This is a genomic window from Microbacterium pullorum (genome assembly GCF_014836535.1).
Classification (GTDB): domain Bacteria; phylum Actinomycetota; class Actinomycetes; order Actinomycetales; family Microbacteriaceae; genus Microbacterium; species Microbacterium pullorum.
Genome location: NZ_JACSQP010000003.1, coordinates 218918 through 243738 on the forward strand (window position 1 = coordinate 218918; position 24821 = coordinate 243738).

The 24821-nt window shown below is 70.6% G+C and carries 22 protein-coding genes; 8 read left to right on the forward strand and 14 right to left on the reverse strand.

From position 1 onward, the window contains the following. Nucleotides 1-24: 24 nt before the first annotated feature. The 3 genes from H9651_RS05940 to guaB1 form a co-directional block, all read right to left on the reverse strand. Nucleotides 25-1077 carry a hemolysin family protein gene (locus tag H9651_RS05940; RefSeq protein ID WP_191718316.1) on the reverse strand — a complete coding sequence of 351 codons (1053 nt, stop codon included), beginning with the start codon at nt 1075-1077 and terminating at the stop codon, nt 25-27. Continuing rightward, nucleotides 1070-2395: a hemolysin family protein gene (locus tag H9651_RS05945; protein WP_191718318.1), complete on the reverse strand. Its 1326-nt coding sequence runs from the start codon at nt 2393-2395 to the stop codon at nt 1070-1072. Before H9651_RS05945 ends, H9651_RS05940 begins: the two co-directional genes overlap by 8 nt. Nucleotides 2396-2517: 122 nt before the next feature. Further along, the gene (guaB1, locus tag H9651_RS05950) at nt 2518-3987 is read right to left on the reverse strand and encodes a GMP reductase (protein ID WP_191718320.1); all 1470 of its coding nucleotides are present in this window, start codon (nt 3985-3987) and stop codon (nt 2518-2520) included. 175 nt (nt 3988-4162) lie between these two features. Between guaB1 and H9651_RS05955 the strand changes: the two genes are divergently transcribed. Beyond that, a complete protein-coding gene (locus tag H9651_RS05955; protein ID WP_191718322.1) occupies nt 4163-7849 on the forward strand; it encodes a multifunctional oxoglutarate decarboxylase/oxoglutarate dehydrogenase thiamine pyrophosphate-binding subunit/dihydrolipoyllysine-residue succinyltransferase subunit in 3687 nt (1228 codons plus the stop codon). Nucleotides 7850-7915: 66 nt separating this feature from the next. Here the strand turns inward: H9651_RS05955 and H9651_RS05960 are convergent, their stop codons facing one another. Further along, nucleotides 7916-8158, reverse strand: coding sequence for a zf-HC2 domain-containing protein (locus tag H9651_RS05960; RefSeq protein WP_191718324.1), 243 nt, complete (start codon nt 8156-8158; stop codon nt 7916-7918). Then, nucleotides 8155-8754 (reverse strand): sigma-70 family RNA polymerase sigma factor, encoded by a 600-nt coding sequence (locus H9651_RS05965; RefSeq protein WP_225216476.1) that lies wholly within the window; start codon nt 8752-8754, stop codon nt 8155-8157. Before H9651_RS05965 ends, H9651_RS05960 begins: the two co-directional genes overlap by 4 nt. A 109-nt stretch (nt 8755-8863) precedes the next feature. On the opposite strand from H9651_RS05965, the gene aroA reads away from it, so the two are divergent. From aroA to bcp, 3 genes are read left to right on the forward strand one after another with little or no spacing between them, the layout of a single operon-like run. After that, complete coding sequence (gene aroA, locus H9651_RS05970) at nt 8864-10213, forward strand: 3-phosphoshikimate 1-carboxyvinyltransferase (RefSeq protein WP_191718328.1); 1350 nt, start codon at nt 8864-8866, stop codon at nt 10211-10213. Nucleotides 10214-10235: 22 nt separating this feature from the next. Further along, complete coding sequence (gene rsgA / locus H9651_RS05975; protein ID WP_191718330.1) at nt 10236-11279, forward strand: ribosome small subunit-dependent GTPase A; 1044 nt, start codon at nt 10236-10238, stop codon at nt 11277-11279. 28 nt (nt 11280-11307) lie between these two features. Continuing rightward, nucleotides 11308-11775 (forward strand): thioredoxin-dependent thiol peroxidase, encoded by a 468-nt coding sequence (bcp, locus tag H9651_RS05980; protein WP_191718332.1) that lies wholly within the window; start codon nt 11308-11310, stop codon nt 11773-11775. A 3-nt stretch (nt 11776-11778) separates the two neighbouring features. Here the strand turns inward: bcp and H9651_RS05985 are convergent, their stop codons facing one another. Continuing rightward, nucleotides 11779-12189: a histidine kinase gene (locus H9651_RS05985; protein ID WP_191718333.1), complete on the reverse strand. Its 411-nt coding sequence runs from the start codon at nt 12187-12189 to the stop codon at nt 11779-11781. 253 nt (nt 12190-12442) lie between these two features. Between H9651_RS05985 and H9651_RS05990 the strand changes: the two genes are divergently transcribed. Then, nucleotides 12443-12691, forward strand: coding sequence for a WhiB family transcriptional regulator (locus H9651_RS05990; protein WP_191718336.1), 249 nt, complete (start codon nt 12443-12445; stop codon nt 12689-12691). 56 nt (nt 12692-12747) lie between these two features. On the opposite strand, the gene H9651_RS05995 is transcribed toward H9651_RS05990, so the two are convergent. From H9651_RS05995 to H9651_RS06005, 3 genes are read right to left on the reverse strand one after another with little or no spacing between them, the layout of a single operon-like run. Next, nucleotides 12748-14241, reverse strand: a complete 1494-nt coding sequence (locus tag H9651_RS05995; protein ID WP_191718338.1) for a sensor histidine kinase — start codon at nt 14239-14241, stop codon at nt 12748-12750. 22 nt (nt 14242-14263) lie between these two features. After that, on the reverse strand, nt 14264-15541 hold the full coding sequence (locus H9651_RS06000; protein WP_191718340.1) for an AAA family ATPase: 1278 nt from the start codon (nt 15539-15541) through the stop codon (nt 14264-14266). Then, on the reverse strand, nt 15538-16167 hold the full coding sequence (locus H9651_RS06005; protein WP_191718342.1) for a CpaB family protein: 630 nt from the start codon (nt 16165-16167) through the stop codon (nt 15538-15540). The genes H9651_RS06000 and H9651_RS06005 overlap by 4 nt, the downstream gene beginning before the upstream one ends. Before the next feature lie 97 nt (nt 16168-16264). Here H9651_RS06005 and H9651_RS06010 point away from each other — a divergent pair, with 97 nt between their 5' ends. Continuing rightward, nucleotides 16265-16546: a helix-turn-helix domain-containing protein gene (locus H9651_RS06010; protein ID WP_191718344.1), complete on the forward strand. Its 282-nt coding sequence runs from the start codon at nt 16265-16267 to the stop codon at nt 16544-16546. Nucleotides 16547-16552: 6 nt separating this feature from the next. Here the strand turns inward: H9651_RS06010 and H9651_RS06015 are convergent, their stop codons facing one another. After that, nucleotides 16553-17149 (reverse strand): hypothetical protein, encoded by a 597-nt coding sequence (locus tag H9651_RS06015; protein ID WP_191718346.1) that lies wholly within the window; start codon nt 17147-17149, stop codon nt 16553-16555. A 128-nt stretch (nt 17150-17277) separates the two neighbouring features. Between H9651_RS06015 and H9651_RS06020 the strand changes: the two genes are divergently transcribed. Continuing rightward, nucleotides 17278-17709, forward strand: coding sequence for an Rv3235 family protein (locus tag H9651_RS06020; protein ID WP_191718348.1), 432 nt, complete (start codon nt 17278-17280; stop codon nt 17707-17709). A 6-nt stretch (nt 17710-17715) separates the two neighbouring features. On the opposite strand, the gene H9651_RS06025 is transcribed toward H9651_RS06020, so the two are convergent. Further along, nucleotides 17716-18942 carry a pyridoxal phosphate-dependent aminotransferase gene (locus H9651_RS06025; protein WP_191718350.1) on the reverse strand — a complete coding sequence of 409 codons (1227 nt, stop codon included), beginning with the start codon at nt 18940-18942 and terminating at the stop codon, nt 17716-17718. 71 nt (nt 18943-19013) lie between these two features. Next, nucleotides 19014-21830 (reverse strand): preprotein translocase subunit SecA, encoded by a 2817-nt coding sequence (secA, locus tag H9651_RS06030; RefSeq protein ID WP_191718352.1) that lies wholly within the window; start codon nt 21828-21830, stop codon nt 19014-19016. A gap of 178 nt (nt 21831-22008) precedes the next feature. Here secA and H9651_RS06035 point away from each other — a divergent pair, with 178 nt between their 5' ends. Then, nucleotides 22009-23334 carry a hypothetical protein gene (locus tag H9651_RS06035; RefSeq protein ID WP_191718354.1) on the forward strand — a complete coding sequence of 442 codons (1326 nt, stop codon included), beginning with the start codon at nt 22009-22011 and terminating at the stop codon, nt 23332-23334. 84 nt (nt 23335-23418) lie between these two features. Here H9651_RS06035 and hpf read toward each other — a convergent pair whose 3' ends face one another. Next, a complete protein-coding gene (gene hpf, locus H9651_RS06040; protein WP_191718356.1) occupies nt 23419-24081 on the reverse strand; it encodes a ribosome hibernation-promoting factor, HPF/YfiA family in 663 nt (220 codons plus the stop codon). A gap of 66 nt (nt 24082-24147) precedes the next feature. Beyond that, complete coding sequence (locus H9651_RS06045) at nt 24148-24813, reverse strand: ComF family protein (protein WP_191718358.1); 666 nt, start codon at nt 24811-24813, stop codon at nt 24148-24150. Nucleotides 24814-24821: the final 8 nt, after the last annotated feature.

A 24821-nucleotide genomic window follows, 5' to 3' on the forward strand; every position in this document is an offset into this window, starting at 1 on the left:
ACCCGGCCCGCCCCTCGCCCGCCCTCAGCGCAGGCGACGGGTGGCGTCCTGCACCTCGCCGACGAGCTCCTCGATGATGTCCTCCAGGAACAGCACCGCGGTCGTGCGACCCGACGAGTCGCGCACCTGGGCGAGGTGGCGACTGGAGCGACGCATGATCGCGAGCGCGTCCTCGAGGTCGGTGGTCTCCGACACCGGCACCATCTGGTGGATGCGCTTGGGCTTGACGGGCTCGTTCGCCACCGCGGCATCGGGGCCCTCCGACTCGCGCAGCACGTCCTTGAGGTGGACGTAGCCCAGCGGCATCCCCTCGCCGTCGACGATGACGTAACGGGAGAATCCGTGCTTGGCGACCGCCCGCTCGATCTCATCCGGCGTCGTGGTCTCCGGCAGGGTCACCAGCGCCGACAGCGGCACGGCGACGTCCTTGGCCTTCTTGTCGGTGAACTCCACCGCCATCGCCACGGTGCCGGCGGTGTCGTCGAGCACCCCCTCGATGCGCGACTGGTTGACGATCGTCACGACCTCTTCGAGGGTGAAGGTCGACGCGGCCTCGTTCTTCGGCTCGACCCGGAACAGCCGCACCACGTGGTTGGCGATCCAGTTGAGGGTCACGATGATCGGGTGGAACAGCTTCGAGGTCCACACGAGCGGCGTCGCCAGCAGCAGCACGGCACGGTCGGGCAGCGAGAACGCGAGGTTCTTCGGCACCATCTCGCCGAACACGACGTGCAGGTACGACACCAGCAGCAGCGCGATGACGAACGCGATGACATCCACCGCGGCCTCGCCCCAGCCGGTCAGCCCCAGCGGCCCCGCCAGCAGGTGGTGGATGGCGGGCTCGGAGACGTTGAGGATCAGCAGCGAGCAGATCGTGATGCCGAGCTGGCACGTCGCCAGCATGAGGGTCGCATGCTCCATCGCCCACAGCGCGGTCTTGGCGGGGCGTGAGCCCTTCTCCGCCAGCGGCTCGATCTGGGAGCGGCGCGCGGAGATGACGGCGAACTCGGCACCGACGAAGAACGCGTTGAACACCAGCAGCACGACCAGCCAGGCGATTCCGGCCCAGTCACTCATCGCCGGCTCCTTCCTCGGCGGCATCCGCGAGGGGGCGCGGGATGAACCTCACCCGATCCACGCGGCGACCGTCCATACGGTGCACGGTCAGGGTGCCGTCCTCCACGTCGACTTCGTCGCCCACGACCGGGATGCGCTCGAGCACGCTCATGATGTATCCGCCGACGGTGTCGTACACATCCCCTTCGGGCACGCGGATGCCGGTGCGGTCGCGCACCTCGTCGGGGCGCAGGTCGCCGGGGAACGTCACGGCGTCGGCGGTGCGCACGATGCCGGCGCGGCTGCGGTCGTGCTCGTCGAGCACCTCGCCCACGATCTCCTCGACGAGGTCTTCCAGCGTCACGACGCCGGCGGTGCCGCCGTACTCGTCGACGACGATCGCCATCTGGTAGCCGCGGGCGCGCAGCTCCGAGATGAGCGCATCCAGATGCACCGCCTCGGGCACCCGCAGCGGCTCCGATGCGATCGCCGCGGCCGGCACGTCGCCGCGCCGCTCCCGCGGCACGCTGACGGCGGCTTTGAGGTGCACGACGCCGGTGATGTCGTCCATCGAGTCGTCGTATACCGGGAAGCGACTGTGTCCGGTGCGACGGGCAAGCTGGATGACCTCCTCGACGGAATCGGAGGCCGCGACGGCGTGCACGCTGGGGCGGGGCGTCATGACGTCGGAAGCGGTGAGGCGGGCGAAAGTGAGCGAGCGGTGCAGCAGCGACGCGGTGTCCTGTTCGAGCACGCCCGCGCTGGCGGAGCGGCGCACGAGGCTCGACAGCTCTTCTGCGGTGCGGGCACCGGACAGCTCCTCCTTCGGCTCCACGCCCATGGCACGCAGCACGCCGTTGGCGCTGCCGTTGAGCACCGTGATCGCCGGCTTGAACACCGTCGTGAAGCCCACCTGGAACGGCATGACGAGCTTGGCCGTCTGCCGCGGGATCGCCAGCGCGAAGTTCTTGGGGACGAGCTCGCCCACGATCATCGAGAAGAGCGTCGCGATCGACACGCCGACGACGGCGGACACCGGGCGCGAGACGGCCTCGGACCAGCCCCACGCCGAGAACGCGGGAGCCAGCAGGTTCGAGATCGCCGGCTCCATCGTGTAGCCGGTGAGCAGCGTCGTGAGGGTGATGCCCAGCTGTGCGCTGGACAGGTGCGTGGAGGTGATGCGCAGCGCCGCGATCGTCAGCGCCAGCCGGGATTCACCCGCGGCCTGGCGGGATTCCAGGTCGGCACGGTCGAGGTTCACCAGGGCGAACTCGCTCGCCACGAACAGGCCCGTCCCCACCGTGAGAAGCAGCCCCACGCCCAACATGACGTAATCCATCAGACGTCACCCCCCGTGGCGTGGAGGAAGGGTCGGTGGGGCGAGCGTCTAGAACTGGGAGGGTCGTCCATCGTTCGAAGATTCTACGGTACGCGGGCGCACCTGATCCTGGGGGATTCCCGTCACCAGCTGACCGGCAGCGCCTTGCCCTCTTCGTAGCCCGCGGCCGACTGCACGCCCACCAGCGCGCGGTCGTGGAACTCGGCCACCGAGGCCGCCCCGGCGTACGTGAACGAGGAGCGCACCCCCGACGTGATCATGTCGAGCAGGTCCTCGAGCCCCGGCCGGAGCGGATCGAGGTAGATCTTCGACGACGAGATCCCTTCGGCGAACAGCTCCTTGCGGGCGAGCTCGTACGGATCGAGCCTGCCGAACCGGTCGTGCACCGCCTTGGTGGATGCCATCCCCCACGACTCCTTGTACGCCCGCCCGTCCGCGTCGAGCTGCATCTCGCCCGGTGCCTCGATCGTGCCGGCGAACCAGGAGCCGATCATGACCGACGCCGCCCCGGCCGCGAGCGCGAGGGCGACGTCGCGCGGATAACGCACCCCGCCGTCCGCCCAGACGTGCGCGCCCTGCTCGGCTGCGGCCTGCGAGGTCTCGAGCACGGCGGAGAACTGCGGCCGGCCGACGGCGGTCATCATGCGGGTCGTGCACATCGCGCCGGGGCCCACACCCACCTTCAGGATCGAGGCGCCCATCGCGACGAGGTCGGCGACACCTTCGGCTGTGACGACGTTGCCGGCCGCGATGGGGATCCCCAGGCCGAGGCCCGACACGGCGTGCAGCGCCCGCAGCATGCCTTCCTGGTGCCCGTGGGCGGTGTCGACGACGAGCACATCCACGCCCGCGGCGGCGAGGGCCTGCGCCTTGGCCGCCACGTCGCCGTTGATGCCGATGGCCGCGGCGACGATGAGACGTCCGTCGCGGTCGACCGCGGGCCGGTAGAGAGCTGAGCGCAGGGCGCTGCGGCGCGACAGGGTGCCGACGAGGTACCCGTGGTGCAGCACGCACACCACATCGGTCTCCGCCGCCACGAGCAGATCGAACGCGTGCCGCGGCGTCTCGACGTCGTCGGCGTCGATTGCGGGGGGCGCCCCCCGCACGAGGTCGCCGAGCCGCGCGTCGGGGAGCGCCGTGGCGAGCCGCACGGCGGGCACGACACCGAGCACGTCATCGCGGGCGATCTGCCCCGCCTGCCCGCTCCCGGCAGTGCGTGCGACGACGATGGCGTGGCCCTCGGCGGCCGGCAGCAGCCGGCGCCCGTCGGCGACCGTCGCCTCGGGCGGCAGCACGAGCGGACTGTCCCACTGCACCGGCTGCTGCTTGACCCAGCGGATCGCGGCATCCAGCTCTTGCAGGGGCATGTCCTGCGGCAGCACTCCCAGCCCACCGCGTCGGGCGAGCACCGATGCCAGCCGCGCCCCGGTGACGGAGTTCATGTTCGCCGACACGATCGGAATGGTCGCCGGCGTGCCGTCGCCGGGCGCGAGATCCACTTCGAGCCGGCTCTGCACCGCCGAACGGCGCGGCACGAGGAACACGTCGGAGTACGTCAGGTCCACCTGGGGCCGCTCGCCGGAGAATCGCATGCGTCCACGCTAACCGCGCATCCCGGCAACGTCGCAAGGGTCCTCTCTGAGGAATGCGCGGATCGGCACCGGAAGTCGACGCGGAAAAGGGGATACCCTTGATACCTGTGTGCACGCAGGCGATGACGAGGCGGCGTGCGATCGAATCTTCAGCGAAGAAAGCAGGCGATCCAGCGTGTCCAGCCAGGTGACCGGCGTCGGAACCTCCAGCGAAGGCGAGTTCGGCGCAAACGCGTGGCTCGTCGACGAACTCTACGAGCAGTTCAAGGCAGACAAGAACTCCGTGGACAAGGCGTGGTGGCCGGTTCTGGAGGCCTACCAGCCCGAGAACGCCGCCCCGGCAGCGGGAGGTGAGGCCACGAGCACCGCCGCCCCGGCCGCTGATCCGCACCCCGTCACCGCCCCGATCCCCGTGATCGGCGCTCAGCCGGTGGCGCGCACGACGGCCAAGCCGGCCGCGCCCCAGCCCATTCCTGCCCAGGCGCAGGATCGCGCGCCGCGCGAACCCGACGAATCGCGTGAGGACATCGTCACTCCGCTGCGGGGCATGCCCAAGACGCTCGCGGCCAACATGGACGAGTCGCTGACCGTCCCCACCGCCACGAGCGTGCGCACGATCCCGGCGAAGCTGATGATCGACAACCGCATCGTCATCAACAACCACATGTCCCGCACCCGCGGCGGCAAGGTGAGCTTCACGCACCTCATCGGGTGGGCGCTCATCCAGGCGCTGAAGGTCTTCCCGAGCCAGAACGTGTACTACGCCGAGATCGACGGCAAGCCCGCCGTCGTCGCCCCCGCGCACATCAACCTCGGCATCGCGATCGACATCCCCAAGCCCGACGGCACCCGCGCCCTCCTCGTGCCGAGCATCAAGCGCGCCGAGACCCTCACGTTCGGGGAGTTCCTCTCCTCCTACGAGGACCTCGTCGCCCGTGCCCGCGCCAACAAGCTCACCGCTGCGGACTTCCAGGGGACGACGATCTCCCTCACCAACCCCGGCGGCATCGGCACCGTGCACTCGGTGCCCCGCCTCATGAAGGGGCAGGGCTGCATCGTCGGCGCCGGCGCCCTGGAGTACCCGGCCGAGTTCCAGGGGTCGAGCGAGAAGACCCTCGTCGGTCTCGGCATCGGCAAGACCATCACCCTCACGAGCACCTACGACCACCGCGTCATCCAGGGAGCCGGCTCCGGCCAGTTCCTCAAGATCGTCCACGAGATGCTCACGGGCGGCCACGACTTCTACCGCGACATCTTCGCGGCGCTGCGCATCCCCTACGCCCCCATCAACTGGGCGAACGACATCAACGTCGACCTCGCCGAGCGTGTGGACAAGACCGCCCGCGTGCAGGAGCTCATCAACTCCTTCCGCGTGCGCGGTCACCTCATGGCCGACATCGACCCGCTCGAGTACCGGCAGCGCACGCACCCCGACCTCGAGATCGAGAGTCACGGGCTGACCTTCTGGGACCTCGACCGCGAGTTCGTCACGGGTGGCTTCGGCGGCAAGCGCACCATGAAGCTGCGCGACATCCTCGGTGTGCTCCGCGACTCGTACTGCCGCACCCTCGGCATCGAGTACATGCACATCCAGGACCCGGTGCAGCGCAAGTGGTTCCAGGACAACGTCGAGAGCAAGTACCAGAAGCCCACCCACGACGAGCAGCTGCGGGTGCTGCGCAAGCTCAACGAGGCCGAAGCATTCGAGACCTTCCTGCAGACCAAGTACGTCGGGCAGAAGCGCTTCAGCCTCGAAGGCGGCGAGTCGCTCATTCCGCTGCTGGACCAGGTGCTGCGCGGGGCCGCCGAGGCGGGCCTGGACGGCGCCGCGATCGGCATGGCCCACCGTGGCCGCCTCAACGTGCTGAGCAACGTCGCCGGCAAGACCTACGGTCAGGTCTTCCGCGAGTTCGAGGGCTCCGTCGCGATCGGCTCCAAGAGCGGCTCGGGCGACGTGAAGTACCACCTCGGCACCGAGGGCACGTTCGTCGCCGACAGCGGCAAGGAACTCCCCGTCGTGCTCGCGGCGAACCCTTCCCACCTCGAAACCGTCGACGGCGTGCTCGAGGGCATCGTGCGCGCCAAGCAGGACCGCAAGCCCATCGGCACGTTCTCGTGGCTGCCGGTCCTCGTGCACGGCGACGCCGCATTCGCGGGGCAGGGCGTCGTGGTCGAGACCCTGCAGATGTCGCAGCTGCGTGGCTACCGCACCGGCGGCACCGTGCATGTGGTCGTCAACAACCAGGTCGGCTTCACGACCCTGCCGCAGGATGCCCGCAGCTCGGTGTACGCCACGGATGTCGCCAAGACCATCCAGGCGCCCATCTTCCACGTCAACGGCGATGACCCCGAGGCGGTCGTGCGGGTCGCGGAGCTCGCGTTCCGCTACCGCGAGGAGTTCCACCGCGACGTCGTCATCGACCTCGTCTGCTACCGCCGACGCGGTCACAACGAGGGCGACGACCCCTCGATGACGCAGCCGCTGATGACGAACCTCATCGAAGCGAAGCGATCGGTGCGCCGCCTCTACACCGAGGCGCTCGTCGGCCGCGGTGACATCACCGAGGAGGAGTACGAGCAGGCCAAGCGCGACTTCCAGTCGCGTCTGGAGGTCGCCTTCGCCGAGACGCACGCCGCCGAGACGGGGTCCTCCCCCGTCGTCGACGCGGATGCCGGCGCCCTTGAGCCCGCCAGCGGCGAGCCGGAGACCACCGGTGTGTCGCGCGAGGTCGTGCACCTCATCGGCGACGCGTTCGTGAACAAGCCCGACGGCTTCACGGTGCACAACAAGCTGCAGCAGCTGCTGGAGAAGCGCCTGGACATGAGCCGCAACGGCGCCATCGACTGGTCGTTCGGTGAGCTGTTGGCATTCGGCTCGCTCCTGCTGGAGGGCACGAACGTGCGTCTGGCCGGTCAGGACGCCCGTCGCGGCACCTTCGTGCAGCGTCACTCGGTGCTGCACGACCGCGCGAACGGGCAGGAATGGCTGCCGCTGGCCAATCTCTCGGACAATCAGGGTCGCTTCTGGGCGTACGACTCGCTTCTCAGCGAGTACGCCGCGATGGCCTTCGAATACGGTTACTCGGTCGAGCGCCCCGACGCGCTGGTGCTGTGGGAGGCGCAGTTCGGCGACTTCGCCGACGGCGCGCAGACGGTCATCGACACCTACCTGTCGGCAGCCGACCAGAAGTGGGGCCAGCAGTCGAGCGTCGTGCTGCTGCTGCCGCACGGCTTCGAGGGACAGGGCCCCGACCACTCCTCCGCCCGCATCGAGCGCTATCTGCAGATGTGCGCGCAGGACAACATGACCGTGGCCCGCCCCTCGACCCCGGCGTCGTACTTCCACCTGCTGCGCCGCCAGGCCTACGCCCGCCCGCGCCGCCCGCTCATCGTCTTCACCCCGAAGGCGATGCTGCGTCTGCGCGGCGCGACGAGCCCCGTCGATGACTTCCTCACCGGCCGGTTCGAGCCTGTGATCGATGACGGCCGCGGGTTGGACAAGAATGCCGTCAAGCGGGTGCTGCTGCACGCCGGCAAGATCCATTGGGACCTGAAGGCGGAGCTGGAGAAGAACCCCAACCCCGAGATCGCCCTGGTGCGCGTGGAGCAGTTCTACCCGTCACCCATCGACGAGCTCAACGCGGTCATCGACAGCTACCCCCACGCCGAGCTGGTGTGGGTGCAGGACGAGCCGGAGAACCAGGGCGCCTGGCCGTTCTTCGCACTGGAGATCGTCAAGCACCTGCACGGGCGCACCATCACGCGCGTCTCGCGGGTGGCGGCGGCCTCCACGGCCACCGGATCGAGCAAGGTGCACGCCATCGAGCAGGCGGAGATCATGCGGGCGGCGCTCACGCTGTAAGCCCGCCGCACACGAAGAAGGGTGGATGCCAGACGGCATCCACCCTTCTTGTGTGCGTGGGGCGGGTCAGTGGGACGCCTGCACGGCGCGCAGTCGCGCGAGCACCTGGTCGCGCAGCTCCTCGGGAGCGGTCTCCTTGCAGGCCCGCGCCACCACCTCGGTGAGGGTCGTCGCCACCAGCGCCTCGTCCTGGCAGGCAGGACAGTGCTCCAGGTGCTCCGCGATGTCGGCGTGCTGGGTCTTGCAGACCTCGTTGCGCAGATACTCCTCAAGGTCGCGGCGAGCCTTCTCGCAGCCGCAGTCGGTCATTTCGCACTCCTTGTCGCGGTCGTGTCGATGCCGCGCTCACCGGCATAATCGGCGAGCAGTTCGCGAAGCATCCGCCTGCCACGGTGCAGACGGCTCATCACGGTGCCGATCGGGGTCTTCATGATGTCAGCGATCTCCTGGTAGGCGAATCCCTCGACGTCGGCGAAGTAGACCGCGAGGCGGAAGTCCTCGGGGATGGACTGCAGGGCGTCCTTGACCACCGATGCCGGCATGTGGTCGATCGCCTCGGCCTCGGCCGACCGCGCACTGGTGGCGGTCGTCGATTCGGCCCCGCCGAGCTGCCAGTCCTCGAGATCGTCGATCGTGCCCTGGTAGGGCTCCCGCTGCTTCTTGCGGTACGTGTTGATGTACGTGTTGGTGAGGATGCGGTACAGCCACGCCTTCAGGTTCGTCCCCTGCGTGAAGCTCGCCCACGAGGCGAACGCCTTCACGAACGTCTCCTGCACGAGATCGGCGGCGTCGGACGGATTGCGCGTCATGCGCATGGCCGCTGCGTACAGCTGGTCCATGAACGGCAGCGCCTGCTCCTCGAACTGCGTGCGTGCCTCGGTTGCGGAATCGACCTGGTCGCTCATCACGAGCCATTCTACGTCCGCATCGTCCACCACCCGCTGGGGAGCATCGAGCGTGATCATGCATCTCCTATCGCCGCACTTGACCTGCGGTTCGTTATGGTGGAACGCGATGAGCATCGCAGAGTATTCCCAGACACCGCCCGCGGAGAGCGCCGGCTGGCTCGCGCCGACCGTCGACGGCTCGCTGGACGTCGTGATCGCCGTGCCGGGCTCGAAGTCGCTGACCAATCGCGAGCTCATCCTGGCGGCCATCGCCGAGGGCCCGGGGCGCCTGATCGGGCCGCTGCATTCCCAGGACTCCGCCCGCATGATCGAGGCGCTGCGCGCGCTCGGGGTGGACATCCAAGAGGTCGAGGGCGACGGTGTCTTCGGACCCGACCTCGTCGTCACCCCGATGTCGCCGCTCGCCGGCGACGTGGTCGTCGACTGCGGACAGGCGGGCACCGTGATGCGATTCGTCGCCGCCATCGCCGGGCTCGCGTCGGGCGAAGTGACCCTCACCGCGCACGAGACGGCGCTGCACCGACCGATGGGCGCGATGATCACGGCGCTGCGGGCGGTGGGCTCCGACATCGACGACGAGGGCACCTGGGCGCTCCCGTTCGTCGTGCGCGGCCACGGCCACGTGCGCGGCGGCGAGGTGGAGATCGACGCCAGCGGCTCGAGCCAGTTCGTCTCGGGACTGCTGCTGGCCGCCCCCCGCTTCGACGTCGGCATGACGCTGCGCCACGTCGGCGGCCGTCTGCCGAGCATGCCCCACATCGACATGACCGTGGAGGCGCTCGGCCGCCGCGGCGTGCACGTGGAACGCCCCACGCCGACCGAGTGGATCGTGCCGGCCGGTCCCGTGCGGGCCAAGGACGTCACGATCGAGCCCGACCTCTCCAACGCCGCACCGTTCCTCGCGGCGGCCATGATCGCGGGAGGCCGCGTCACGGTCGGCGGGTGGCCGGCCCACTCCACCCAGCCCGGTGCCCTGCTCACCGAGATCCTCCCGGTCATGGGGGCACGGGCGCAGCGGCGAGGCGGGGCCCTCATGGTCACCGCCGGCACCACCGGCATCCACGGTGTCGATCTGGATCTGTCGGCCGCGAGCGAGCTGACCCCGACGCTGGTCGCCCTCGCCGCCTTCGCCGACGGACCGACGACCCTCACCGGCATCGGCCACATCCGCGGTCATGAGACCGACCGCATCGCGGCTCTCGTCGGCAACCTGCGAGCCCTCGGCGGCGAGGCGCACGAGCTGCCCGACGGCATCCGCATCGTGCCGCGCGAGCTCACCGGCGGGGTGTGGCGGGCCCATCACGATCACCGCATCGCCACGGCGGGCGCCCTCATCGGGCTGCGGGTCCCCGGCGTCGTCGTCGACGACATCGGGGCGACCGCGAAGACCCTGCCGGAGTTCCCGGACCTGTGGTCCTACCTGGTGCGCCGCGCCGGGGTCGACACCCCGCGATGACGATGCGCGCGCGAGGGCGGCGATGAGCTGGCTGGACATCGACGACGACGACGAGTCGGAGTACGACGAAGCGAGCATCCGCACCCGGCCCAACCCCAAGGCGAACCGGCCGCGCACCAAGCGGCGCCCTGCGCACGCAGACGCGCGCATCGCACGCGTGCTGGGGGTCGACCGCGGGCGCTACACCGTGCTCGTGGATGAGGACGCCCCCGACGAGCACACCGCGCTCGCGGTGCGGGCGCGCGAGCTGCGCAAGACCCCCATCGTCACGGGTGACCTCGTGCGGATCGTCGGCGACACCTCCGGCGGCGACGGCACGCTCTCGCGCATCGTCGGGGTGCAGGAGCGCACGTCGCTGCTGCGGCGCTCCGCCGACGACACCGACCAGGTGGAGCGCATCGTGGTCGCCAACGCCGACCAGATGCTCATCGTCGTGGCCGCCGCCGACCCCGAGCCCCGTGAGCGACTGGTCGATCGGTACCTGATCGCGGCGCTGGATGCCGGCATCCGCCCTCTCCTGGTCGTCACCAAGACCGACCTCGCCGACCCCACCGCGTTCCTGTCGCACTTCGACGGCGTGGAGGGGCTGCAGGTGTTCACCAGCGCCCGCGGGGCCATGCCGGTCGACGAGATCGGGCGGCACCTCACCGGTCACGCCACCGTCTTCGTGGGGCACTCGGGCGTGGGCAAGTCGACGCTCGTCAACGCGCTCGTGCCTGAGGCCCGCCGCGCCACCGGACACGTCAACGTCGTCACCGGACGCGGTCGCCACACCTCCAGCTCCACGGTGTCGCTGCGCTATCACGGCGAGGACGGCAGTGGCTGGGTCATCGACACACCGGGCGTGCGCTCGTTCGGGCTCGGACACGTCGACCCCGCGAACATCCTGGCGGCCTTCACCGACCTCGCCGCCGTCGCCGAGGAATGCCCCCGCGGCTGCACGCACCTGCCCGACGCCCCCGACTGCGCGATCGCCGAGGCGGTCGCCGAGGGCCGGCTCGGACCCAACGGACCGGCGCGGTTCGATTCGCTGCAGCGGCTGCTCGGGACCTTCGCCGACCGGTGAGGGCGGCAGGCCTGTCTAGGCTGGAGCGATGACTCGTCTTCAGCCCGGCATGCCCGCCCCCGACTTCACCCTCACCGATCAGGACGGCACCTCCGTCGCCCTTTCCTCGCTGCGGGGCCGGCGCGTGATCGTGTACTTCTACCCCGCGGCCATGACCCCCGGCTGCACGACCCAGGCGTGCGACTTCCGCGACAGCTTCCCCGCGCTGCAGGCCGCCGGCTACACCGTGCTGGGCGTCTCGCGCGACGAACCGTCGAAGCTGCGGGAGTTCCGCGAGCGCGATGGCCTCACCTTCGACCTGCTGAGCGACCCCGACCACGCGGTGCACGAGGCTTACGGTGCATGGGGCGAGAAGATGAACTACGGCAAGGTCGTCGAGGGCGTCATCCGCTCCACATTCGTCATCGACGAGGCGGGCACCGTCGAGCACGCACTGTACAACGTGCGTGCGACCGGCCACGTCGCGCGGCTGCGCGATCTGCTGCAGGTCGGCTGAGCGTCAGGCGGGGTCGCGGTCGCCGTCGCCCCGTGCGCCGGCGGCCCGCACCGTGAGCACCAGCACGACGAACACGACGAGCGCGGGGATCCCCAGGGCGACACCGATCAACGGGTCGGCGTAGGTACCCGTCACGGCACCCGATGCGACGGCCAGCAGCAGCAGCTGGGCGACGATGCCGCCGGAGCGACCCCACGATTCTCCCCGGAAGACCGCGAACGCGAAGCCCCCCATCGCGACGGCGGCCACCACGGTGAGCAGCAGCAGCGCGATCGCGCTCGCCAGTGACACGGTGTCGCCGGCGGTGAGCGCCACGATCTGCCAACCCACGAGGGCCGCGACTCCCAGCGCCTCGAGGGCGAGCAGTGCGGCACCGAAGCGTTCGATGCGAGTAGGCGCGGTAGGCAGGGGCATCCGTGTGTCAGCTTCCGTTTCGAGCGGTTTGTGCGAATCCTCCAGGTTTCGAGCAGATACTCAGCCACTCTTGCCGAACGCGCAGGAATGACCTCTTGCCGGGCCCGCTGCACTGTGAAACCATTGAGAAGTTGTGTGCTCCCACAGCGACGTGGGGCGAGCAAGAGGCTCGCACACCCTCAGAGTACCGGAACCCGTATCGGCGCTCTGAATCGCACGTGAACATTTCCCCCCCACCAAGGAGCACCCCAATATGGATTGGCGCGACAAATCCGCCTGCCTCACCGTCGACCCCGAGCTGTTCTTCCCCGTGGGCAACACCGGACCGGCCGTGGAACAGATCGAAAAGGCAAAAGCGGTGTGCGCACGTTGCACCGTGACGGAGATCTGCCTGCAGTACGCCCTCGAGACCGGCCAGGACTCGGGCGTGTGGGGCGGTCTGTCCGAAGACGAGCGCCGCGCGCTCAAGCGCCGCGCCGCGCGCGCCCGCCGCGCCAGCTGACACTGTTCCCGATGCGCGCACCGCTGCGGCGGTGCGCGCATCTGTGTGTGCCGACCTCAGCGCGCCTGACGCTCGATGTAGCGCAGGGGGATGTCGATGGTCACCTCGGTGCCGCTGCCGGTGATGGTGTGCCAGTCGATCGTGCCCCCCAACTCGCCCTGGATGAGGGTGCGCACGATCTGCGTGCCGAGCCCGCGCCCCACCTGACCCTCGGGCAGACCGCTGCCGGTGTCGCGCACGATCACCTGCAGCCGCTCGTCGCTGCGCTCGGCGGCGATCTCGACATCGCCCTCCTTGCCGGCGAGCCCGTGCTCGACGGCATTGGTGACCAGCTCCGTCAGCGCCAAGGCGAGGGGCGTCGCGTACTCGCTCGGGAGGGTGCCGAACCGCCCCGTCGTGCGCGTGCGTGCGCGGGTGTTGGGGGCGGCGGCGACTTCGGCGACGAGCTTGAGCACCCGGGCGAACACTTCGTCGAACGCGACGTTCTGCGCGAGTCCCTCCGACAGCGTGTCGTGCACGACCGCGATGGCCGACACCCGTCGCATGGCCTGCGTGAGCGCATCGCGAGCCTCGTCGGAGTGCGTGCGTCGGGCCTGGATGCGCAGGAGTGAGGCGACCGTCTGCAGGTTGTTCTTCACCCGGTGGTGGATCTCACGGATCGTGGCATCCTTCGTGATGAGTTCCTGCTCCTGGTGGCGGATCTCCGTCACGTCGCGACACAGCACGATCGCGCCGATGCGCTGGTCGTGGTCGCGCAGCGGGATCGTGCGCAGCGACACGGTGACCCCGCGCGCCTCGACGTCGGCCCGCCAGGGCGCGCGCCCGGTCACCACGACCGGCAGCGACTCGTCGAACTGACGGTTGGCGGGCAGGATGCCGGTGGTCACTTCCACCAACGACTCGCCCTCCAACTCGTCCTCGAACCCGAGCCGGTTGAAGGCGGAGAGCGCGTTGGGGCTCGCGAAGGTCGTGATTCCGTCGGGGTCGAGCCGGATGAGGCCGTCCGACGCACGCGGCGCGCCGCGGCGGGGTGAGGTGGGGGCGTTGAGGTCGGGGAAGTCGGCAGAGGCCACCATCGCGAACAGGTCGTCGGCGCAGTCGTTGAAGGTGATCTGCTGCCGCGACGGGGTGCGCGTCTCCCCCAGGTTGGTGTGGCGCGTCAGCACGCCGAGCACGTGCGGCGGGGCGTCGTCCTGCGCGCGGCGATTCACGATCGGCACAGCCCGCACCCGCGTGGGGGTCTCCTCGAACCAGTCGGGCGAGGCCGAATCGACGATGCGCGCGCCGGTGAAGGCGTCGCGCACCTGCGTGCGCCACTGCGGTCGCACCCCGTCGCCGACGATGTCGCGGTAGAACATGGTCGCCGCGCCGCTCGGGCGGGCGTGCGCGACCGCGATGAACGAATCATCGGCCGTGGGCACCCAGATGACGATGTCGGCGAACGCCAGGTCGGCCAGCAGCTGCCCGTCACCGGCGAGACGGTGCAGCCACTCCACGTCGTCGGCGGTGGCCCGCCCCTGGGCATAGACGAGATCGCTGAGCGTCGACATCCTTTCACCCTAACCGGGCGGCTCATGCGGTCCGTGCGAAGACCCCTCGACCAGACCGCGCCCGGCGCGTGCGCGGGGCCGGAGCGACCGCCGGGGCCGCGGGTGCCACCGCCTCCCCCACCAGTCGTCTCACGGCCGCCGACAGGGCGCTGCGACCCGCGACGAGCAGCACCGGGCGGGCGGCGAGCATCGCGGCATCCGTCGCCTTCTGGTCGTGCGGCAGGAACCACACGTCGTGGATCGAGCAGAAACGATCGAGCGTCGCGCGCACCTGGCCGCGCGCGTCGACCCCCAGCACCCCGCCGCGCAGCCGATTGACCACCACGATGACGGGTGTCGTGCCGATCGTCGCCCGCAGCTCCGCGTAGCCCCGCACGAACCGGGCGATGCCGACCGGGTCGGCCGAGGCCACCGCGACCACGAGGTCGGCGGACCGCACCGCCGCCAGCGTCGCGGCGTTGCGGCGCGGGCCCGACAGATCGCTCACGATCTCCTCGTCGCGCTCCAGCGATGCCGCCACGTCGACGACCGTCTCGTCGGCCCACGTGCGGCACACCCCCAGAGCCGCCGTCACGCGCTGCTCGCTGAGTTCGGGCCAGCGGCCGGGGCGGTTGAGCCCGGTGAGCACCTCGACGCCGCGGTCGAGGGGCACGCTCACCCTGCTGAGCTCGGCGGGGGTGAGGGTGTCGTGCTCGGCCTGGCGGCACGCCGCCGCGAACCCGGGCCCTTCGTCGGCGATACCGAGCGCCAGGGCGAGCGACGGCGCGTGCGTATCGGCGTCGACGAGACCGACATGCCGGCCGTCGCGGGCGAGTTCCACCGCGAGCTCCACGGCGACCGTGCTGCGCCCCGGCGCACCGGTGGGTCCCCACACCGCGATGACGCGTCCCGACCTGGGCGGTGCCGGCTCGGGAACCGGCGGGCCGGCGCCGTCTGCGGCGAGGGCGTCGGCGATGTCCGCGGCGTCGGCGAGCGGCAGGGGGCCCGGCAGCCCGTAGAGCGCGGCGAGGCGGTCGTCTCCGGCGGTGCCGAGGAGCGGCACGATCCGCACCCCGTGGCGGTCGCACAGCGACACCAGGGCCGGGCCGATCGTGTCGCGGCGCAGCTCGAGCAGCAGCAGATCGGCGCCGGTGACGGCTGCCAGCAGCTGCCTGCCCTCGTCGCCGAGCAGCGCGTCGGCAGCGGCCGCCGCCGGGGCGCCCGCCGAGACCGCCGCCGCCACGTGCACCCCGACGCGGTCGAGGCCCAGCGCGATGTCGGATGCCACGGCGGCGTCGACGGCGACGACGGCCGTGCTCATCGTGCACCCCCCGCCACCGGCACCACCGACAGTGCCGAGCCGCCCGCGATCGCGGCGAGGGTAGCGGCGACGTCAGCGCGCGGGATGACCAGTTCGAGCGCGGCGCTGTCGTCGCCGACCATCGAGTCGTTGCGGGTGACGGTGGCCACCGTCGCGTCGGGCACGAGGATGCGCGGCTGCTCGTACTGCCCGTGCTCGAGGGCTGCCGCCGCCCAGATCTCCACGCGCGCCCCGGCGACGACGGCCGCCGGCACGTCGGTCGCCGAGCGCAGCACCACCGAGGTCAGATCGCTCGCCGATGCGGCGCCGACGGCGCTCAGCGGCACCAGCTCGCCGGCATCGATCGTGCGCATGGCGATGGCACCGGGCTCGAGCAGCCCCGGCGCCGCGTACGCGTCACTCACCGGGCCCAGCGCCACATCCACCACCCGCAGCGCTGCGGCATCCACTTCTTCGCCCGGGACGATCGTGCGGGCCGCGGCGAACACCGGCACCGTCTGGCGTGCGGCGGCCACGACGAACCACACGCCCGCGACCGAGGCGACGATGAGCACGAGCCCGAGGAGGAAGCGCGTGTCGGCCCAGAAGGCGCGCGGGCGCGCGGGCGGGGAGTCCGGTGCGGTCATGCCCCCATGGTGACCGAGACCGCCCGGTCGGGCGGCGGTTTATCCACAGCCCGGCGCGGGGCGGTCAGGCGAGGTCGGCGGCCCTGATAATGGGGGCATGCCCGGCCCCGTTCCCCCCGATGCGCGCCTGCTCGCCCCCGCGCAGGTCGCCGAGCTGTTGAGCTTGTCCGTCGACGAGGTGGTCGCCCTCGTGCTCGACGGCCGGCTGCGGGGCATGAAGGTCGGCTCCCCCGCACAGTGGCGCGTCGAGCAGGAGAGCGTCGAGACCTACCTCGACGATCAGGCGGAGGAGGCCCGGCGCATGGCGCTGTGGCGGCAGTCGAACGCCGCGAGCTTCCCGGAGCTGTGGGGGCGCGGTTCAGTCCGCCGCCCCGACTGAACCGCGTCAGGCGAGGGTCGCGGCGGATTCCAGCCGCACCCACACCAGCACCGCGATCGGGACGATGCGGTGACCGCTGACGGCATCGGCGCGGCGCGGCTGGTCGCGTTCGTGCAGCGCCAGGTCGAGGTGATCGGCACCGGCGCGGTCGATCGTGCCCGACAGCTCGCGGCCGGCGGTGAGGGCGAGCGTGACCGGGATGCGCCGGCGCGAGAGGTCGCGCAGGACGAACCCGAGGGTCATCCGGTCGGCCAGGCGCGCGACGGCGGGCTCGGGTCGCGCGGTGCGCAGCATCGCCTCGTGGGACATGCCGATCGCCGCCGCGCCCGCGAACGGGACCAGCAGCGCCCCGCCTCGTCGGGTGGCGACGGCGAGGGCGAACCAGTCGGCGCCGACAGCCGAGACGGTGCCCCGAGCCCCCGTGCCGTCCACGCAGTCCAGCGAGACCGCGGCATCCGTACCCGCCAGCGCGCGCAGCCGTTCGCGCAGCGACAGCCCGGCCAGCCGCAGCCGCTCGGCCTCGGTGTCGAGGGCCGCGCGCTCGGCCTCCCACTCGGAGGCGAGCTGGTCTTCGAGGTCCTCGAACAGGCGATCCCAGCGCATCCGGCGAATGTAGCGCCCCGTCCCCGCGCGGCCCGCACGTTGTCCACAAGTTGGAGGATTCTCACCCGGCCGCCGTACGAGCTGTGGTTCACTCGGTGCCACTTCCTCGCCGAGAGAACGGACGACGCATGGTCCCCACACCCGCCCCCGCGCCGCGTCCCATTCCCACCTCGGTCGCTGTGGACGACTTCCTCGCCCCGCAGCGCACCTCCGCCGCCGATCTGCCCGATCCCGAGCCGCTGCTGCGCAACCTCACCCGCGGCGTGCTCGAGGTGCTCGCCGGGGTGCGGGAGGTCGATCAGCTCGCCCGCTGGTTCACCGAGGAGCCGTTCCGCGCCCTCGTCACGCGGGCGAACCTCGCCACCCGTGCCCGCAGCGCCCGCGGGGTCCCCGCCGCCCGGCCGGTGCACGTCATCGGCACGATCCTGCAGTCCTCGCCCCTGGACGGCGTCGTCGAGGCGGTGGTCATCGTCTCCGGTCCCGCCCGCACGCGTGCCGTCGCGATCCGCCTCGAGGGCATGGATCACCGCTGGCGGGCGACGTCGCTCGCTCTGCTGTGAGAGCGGCTACTGCTTGTAGGACGCCAAGAAGTTGCCGAGCCGCTCGATCGCCTCGGTGAGCACCCGGGCTTCGGGCAGCGTCACGATGCGCAGGTGATCGGGCGTCGGCCAGTTGAAGCCGGTGCCCGGCACCAGCAGCACGTGCTCGGCCACGAGGAAGTCGTAGACGAGCTTGCCGTCGTCGCGGATCTCGTACACCTCGGGGTCGAGGCGCGGGAACGCGTAGAGCGCCCCCGCGGGTTTGTGGCACGACACCCCGGGGATCGCCTCCAGGCCCGCCCACGCGGCATCCCGCTGCTCGTGCAGCCGCCCCGTCGGCGCGATGAGCGCGTCGATGGACTGCACGCCCGACAGCGCCGCCTGCACCGCATACTGGGCGGGGACGTTCGGGCAGAGGCGGGTGGATGCCAGCAGCTGGATGCCCTCGAGGAAGCCCGCCGCGTGCTTCTTGGGTCCCGTGATGACGAGCCAGCCCGAGCGGTAGCCGGCAACGCGGTAGGTCTTGGAGAGGCCGTTGAAGGTGAGGCACAGCAGGTCCGGCGCGAGGGTCGCGAGCGGGATGTGCTGAGCCTCGTCGAACAGGATGCGGTCGTAGATCTCGTCCGACAGCAGCAGCAGCGAGTGCTCGCGCGCGATCTCCACGATCCCCGCGAGCACCTCGCGGGTGTAGACCGCCCCGGTGGGGTTGTTGGGGTTGATCACGACGATCGCCTTCGTGCGGGGCGTGATCTTCGACCGGATGTCTTCGAGGTCCGGCTGCCAGCCGGCGGTGTCGTCGCACCGGTAGTGCACCGGCGTACCGTCGGCGAGGCTCGTCATCGCCGTCCACAACGGATAGTCCGGGGCGGGGATGAGGACTTCGTCACCTTCGTCCAGCAGCGCCTGCATCGTCATGGTGATGAGTTCGGACACGCCGTTGCCGAGGTACACGTCGTCGGGGTCGAACGAGGGGAAGCCGGGCGTCTGCTCATACCGCGACACCACGGCGCGCCGCGCCGACATGATGCCGCGGCTGTCGCTGTAGCCGTGCGCCTGCGGTACGGCCTCGATCATGTCGCGGACGATCTGGAACGGCGCCTCGAATCCGAACGCCGCCGGGTTTCCGGTGTTGAGCTTGAGGATCGTGTGCCCGTCGTCCTCGAGCCGGTCGGCCTCGGCGAGCGCCTGACCGCGGATCTCGTAGAGGACGTTCTTCAGCTTGCTCGACTGGTCGAGGGTGCGCAGCGGACTCATCGGTTCAGGATATCGCCGGTCCGGCCGGGCCGATGCCCGGCCGGTGGATCGGCCTGCCCGCTCGTGACGGGCTACTTCTTCTTGCCCGAGGCGCGGCGCTGCGCGCGATTCTGCGCGGCCGCAGCGGGTGCGGCACCGGCCGCGTCGGACGGCGTGCGCTGACCGAACGCGCCGCGCGCCTGTTCGGCGGGCTCGGCCGTCGGGGCCGCGGATCCGGCGGCGGCTGCGCGAGCCTGACGCGCCTTGGCAGTGGCTGCCTGCTGCACCTGGCCGCGGTCGTTGCGCACCTCGACATCGCCGGAATCGCCGGGCGCGGAGTACTCCAGGCCCTGCTGTTCGGGGGTGACGAGACCCTTGGCCTGGACCTCTGCCTCCTGGCCGTCGGTGCGACGCACCTCGACCTCGAGGTTGTAGAGGAAGCCGACCGACTCCTCCTTGATCTGCCCCATCATCGCCTGGAACATCTGGTACCCCTCGCGCTGGTACTCGATGAGCGGGTCACGCTGGGCCATGGCGCGCAGGCCGATGCCGTCCTTCAGGTAGTCCATCTCGTAGAGGTGATCGCGCCAGCGCCGATCGAGCACCTGCAGCACGACGCGGCGCTCCAGCTCCCGCATGGCGGGGGCACCGAGCTCCTCCTCGCGGCGGGCATAGGCGATCTTCGCGTCGGAGAGGATCTCGCGCTTGAGCACCTCGGGGGTGATGCGCCCCTTGTTGCCCGCCTCCGAGACGACCTCGTCGATGGTGACACCCACCGGGTACAGCGTCTTCAGCTCGGTCCACAGGGCATCGAAGTCCCAGCTCTCGGTGTGACCGGAGCCGGTGTGGTCGTCGATGACCGACCCGATGGCGTCTTCGATGAAGTGCGCCACGCGGTCGGAGAGGTCATCGCCTTCGAGCATGTGCCGGCGGTCGGCGTAGATCGCCTCACGCTGACGGTTGAGCACGTCGTCGTATTTGAGGACGTTCTTGCGGATCTCGGCGTTGCGCGACTCGACCTGCGACTGCGCGCTCCTGATGGCGCGCGACACCATGGTGGATTCGATCGCGACGTCGTCGGGGAAGTTCGTGCGCGCGAGGATGGCTTCGGCTGCCCCCGACTGGAACAGGCGCATGAGGTCGTCGGTCAGCGACAGGTAGAAGCGGCTCTCGCCGGGGTCTCCCTGGCGGCCCGACCGGCCGCGCAGCTGGTTGTCGATGCGACGCGATTCGTGACGCTCGGTGCCGAGCACGTACAGCCCGCCGGCGGCGACGACCTTCTCGGCCTCCTCCGCCACGGTGTCGCGCACCGCGCGGTACACGTCGTCCCACTCCGCCTCGTACTGCTCAGGGGTCTCGACCGGGTCGAGGCCCTTGGCCTTCATCTCCTGCACGGCGAGGAACTCGGCGTTGCCGCCGAGCATGATGTCGGTACCGCGGCCGGCCATGTTGGTGGCGACGGTGACGGCACCCAGACGCCCGGCGCGCGCGACGATCTCGGCCTCGCGAGCGTGGTTCTTCGCGTTGAGCACCTCGTGCTTGACGCCCTTCTTCGCGAGCAGGCGCGAGAGGTACTCGCTCTTCTCGACGCTCACCGTGCCGACGAGCACCGGCTGCCCCGCGGCGTGACGCTCCGCGATGTCCTCGACGACCTGGGCGAACTTGGCCTGCTCGTTCTTGTAGACGAGGTCGGGCTGATCCTTGCGGATCATCGGCTTGTTGGTGGGGATCGGGACGACGCCGAGCTTGTAGGTCGACATGAACTCCGCCGCCTCGGTCTCGGCGGTACCCGTCATGCCGGCGAGCTTGTCGTACAGGCGGAAGTAGTTCTGCAGCGTGACGGTGGCGAGCGTCTGGTTCTCGGCCTTGACCGGCACCCCTTCCTTGGCCTCGATGGCCTGGTGGATGCCCTCGTTGTAGCGGCGTCCGACCAGGATGCGGCCGGTGTGCTCGTCGACGATCATGACCTCGTCGTTCATCACGACGTAGTCCGCGTCGCGCTTGAACAGCGCGAGGGCTTTGATCGAGTTGTTGAGGAAGGAGATGAGCGGGGTGTTGGCCGACTCGTAGAGGTTGTCGATGCCGAGGTAATCCTCGACCTTCTCGATGCCGGGCTCCAGCACGCCGATGGTGCGCTTCTTCTCGTCGACCTCGTAGTCCACGCCCGCTTCGAGGGTCTTGGCGATCTTCGCGAACTCCACGAACCAGCGGTTCGCCTCGCCCGACGACGGGCCGGAGATGATGAGCGGGGTGCGGGCCTCGTCGATGAGGATCGAGTCGACCTCGTCGACGATCGCGAAGAAGTGACCGCGTTGCACGAGGTCCTCCTTGCGCCAGGCCATGTTGTCGCGCAGGTAGTCGAAGCCGAACTCGTTGTTGGTGCCGTAGGTGATGTCGGCGGCGTACTGCTCGCGACGCACCTGCGGGTTCTGGCCGGCCACGATGGTGCCGTAGGTCATGCCCAGCGCCCGGTACACGCGGCCCATCAGCTCGGCCTGATACGAGGCAAGGTAGTCGTTGACCGTGATGACGTGCACGCCCTTGCCCGCGATGGCGTTGAGGTAGACCGGAAGCGCGGCGGTCAGGGTCTTGCCCTCACCGGTCTTCATCTCGGCGATGTTGCCGAGGTGCAGCGCCGCCCCGCCCATGACCTGCACGTCGTAGGGGCGCTGTCCGAGGGTGCGCTTGGCCGCTTCGCGGACGGCGGCGAACGCCTCCGGCATGAGCTGGTCCAGCGTCTCACCGGCCTGGTAGCGGGCGCGGAGTTCGACGGTCTCGCCGCGCAGCTCCTCATCGGTCAGCTGCGCGTAGTCCTCTTCGAGGGCCCCCACGGCTTTGACGACCTGCTGCAGGCGCCGCAGCACCCGCCCCTCGCCGGCGCGGAGCAGTTTCTCGAGAGGGTTGGCCACGGGGCATCTCCATCTATGGGTCGGGCACGGTTGCGCCTGCGCCCTCACGCTCGGGCGCGCGGGCATACATCGCCATGTTATCGGGCCGTGACCTCAGCGTCGCCTGTGGGGCGATTCCCGGCCGCTCGCCCTGAGCGAACCGGGGGTCGGCGCAGGGTCACGGCTCTAGGATCGTGGCATGGCTGGATTCTGGGGCAGACGCAAGCGCGAGCAGCAGGAACTGCAGGAGCACGACGCGGACCTCGCCCGCCGCGCGGGCGCCGCACTGGTCGCCACCGATGAGCGTGTGCGGGTCACGACCGACGAGCTGGTCTTCGCCGACGCCGAGCTCGGCACCGATGCCACCCAGGAGCTGCGTGAGGCGCTGGACGCCGTGCGCCACCACCTCGGCGAGGCCTTCCACCTCAACCAGCTCAACCACGACGAGATCCCCGACACCGTCGAGGAGCTGCGCACCCGCAACGCCCGCATCGTGCAGCTGTGCGAGTGGGCGGACGATCTGCTGGACGACCGCACCAGCGCGCTAGAGGCGCGCATCGAGCGCGCCCGTCGCGCGCCCGAGATCCTCGCCGGCATCCGTGCCGACGTCGATCGTCTCACCGCCCGCATCCCAGCCGCCCGCACGGTCGTGGAGCGGGTCGCCCAGCGTTACGCCCCCGAGGCCGTGCAGCGCATCGCCGGCAACCCCGACGAGGCGGCGGGGCTGCTCGACTTCGCCGCGCACGGCGCGGACGTCGCCGAGCGACGCCGCGAGGCCGGCGAGCGGGGCCCCGCGAATGTGGCGTTGGAGGCGGCGACCGAGGCGGTGCGCCGCGCCGGCACGCTGATCGACGCCGTCGACGACTTCGAGGTCGAGGCCCTGCGCGCCCAGTCGACGCTCGCCGCGGTCGTCGCCGATTCCCGTGAAGACATCGTCGAGGCCCGCAACGCCCCGCAGGTGCCGGCTGTCACGACCGCGGTCGCCGAACTCGAGCGTGCACTGGCGAGTCTGTCCCCCGCCGGCGGCAGATCAGATCCCTTCGCCGAGCTGACGGTGCTGCGCGAGAAGAACGCCGCGCTGGATGCCGTCATCGCCAAGGCACGCGAGCGCGCGGCCCGCCCCGTCCCCGCCGAGGCGCACGTGCGTCACGCTGTCGACGACGCCGATCGCCAGCTGTCGGTGGCTCGTTCGGTCATCGCCGGTCACCGCGGCTGGATCGGCGCCGACGCCCGCACGCGTCTGGCCGAGGCCGAGAGCCTGCGGCTGAACCTCGCCCCCGTGATCGCGGCTGCCGCGATCCCCGAGGACGACCGTGAGAAGGCGATGGCCGACGCCCGCCGCTGCGGTCTGCTCGCGTCGGAGGCGCTGCAGTACGCGCAGCGCGACATCGACTCGTCGCGTCCCGACGACCCGGGCTGGGGCGGTCCGCAGGGCGGCCGCGGCGGCCCCGGCGGGAACAACATCATGGGCGGGATCCTCGGCGGGCTCGTCATCGGAAGTCTTCTGGACGGCATGTTCGACTGAGCCGGCGGCGCCGCCCGGCGCACGGCGCAGAAAGCGGATGCCGCGTGGATTCCTCCACGCGGCATCCGCTTTCTGCTGCGTTCGCTACGACGCGAGCTTCGCGGCAGGCGGGGCCTGGGTCGCGAGCGAGATCACACCGTAATCCCAGCCCTTGCGCCGGTACACGACGCTCGGCTGGTCGGAGCGGGCGTCGATGAAGAGGAAGAAGTCGTGGCCGACCAGCTCCATGCGGTCGACCGCCTCTTCAACGGTCATCCACTCCGCCTCGAAGTTCTTCGTGCGGATGACGACGGGGGAGTAGTCCGGCTCTTCCGCGGTACCCGTCTGCACGGGGATCGTGCCCGTGGCGACGGCCTCGATCATGTCGACCGATGCCGGCTGCACGTCGATCCCCTCGAGCGCGCCGTTCGCCTTCTTGAACGTCGCCCCCCGCGGGTGGTCGCGCGCATCGAGGCGCTTCTCCTTTGCTCGGCGCAACTGCTCGGCGAGCTTGTCGACCGCCAGATCCAGCGCGGTGAACTTGTCGCCGTCGGTGGCCTCGGCCCGCACGAGCGGACCTTTGCCCGTGAGCGTCAGCTCGACGGTCTCGTCTTCGACGCGACCGTTGTGGTACGCCCGGTGGGTCACCTTGACATCGAGCCGCTGGGCCCGGGGAGCGAGGTGTTCTACACGGAGGGCCTTCTCTTCGACCACGGTGCGGAAGCGATCTGTGATCCCCACACCCACGCCGACGATACTGGTATCCATCCTTGACCTCCTTGTTCCGGTCCGCCCGGCCAAGGGCGGACCATCAGTCGCCTTGTGGTTGCCACGCTACTGCGCCGGGACGCTCGTGTCACTTCGCACGGCATGTCGCCGGCGCGGCGTCGCCGCGATGGTGGCCGCCCCCACCACGACCGCCCCCGCCGACCGCAGCGCCCGCGCGGCTTCGGTCAGCGTGGCGCCGGTCGTGACAACGTCGTCGACCACGACGACACGCACTCCCGCCGCCACGTCGCGCGCCCGCATGCTGCCGGTGATGTTGGCCACGCGTGCCTCGCGCGGCAGCCCCCGTTGGTCGGCGGTGGGGCGCACCGCCTGCAGCAGACGCTCGGGCGCGAGCCCGGCGCGACGGCACACCAACTCCACCGGGCGGTAGCCCCGCCGGCGCATCGCCGCGCGTGAGGCGGGGACCGGAACCACGATCGCCCCTCCCGCGCACGACCCCACGGCCGCCGCGAGGGCGGGAGCCAGTGCCGCGGCGAGCGCGGTGCGGCCGTCCTCCTTGAATGCGCGCACGACCCGCGCGACGACGCCGTCGAACACCAGCGCGCTGTGCACCCCGACCGTGTCGATGCGACGCACGCTGACGGTCGAGCTCAGCCCCTCCCGGCACGAGGGGCAGAGGACCGCGTCGGGCAGGTCACACCCCGCGCACCAGACCGGGAAGGCGAGCGCGAGCGCCGCGGCGAGCGCATCGCGCACCGGTGCCGAAGACATGGGTCCCA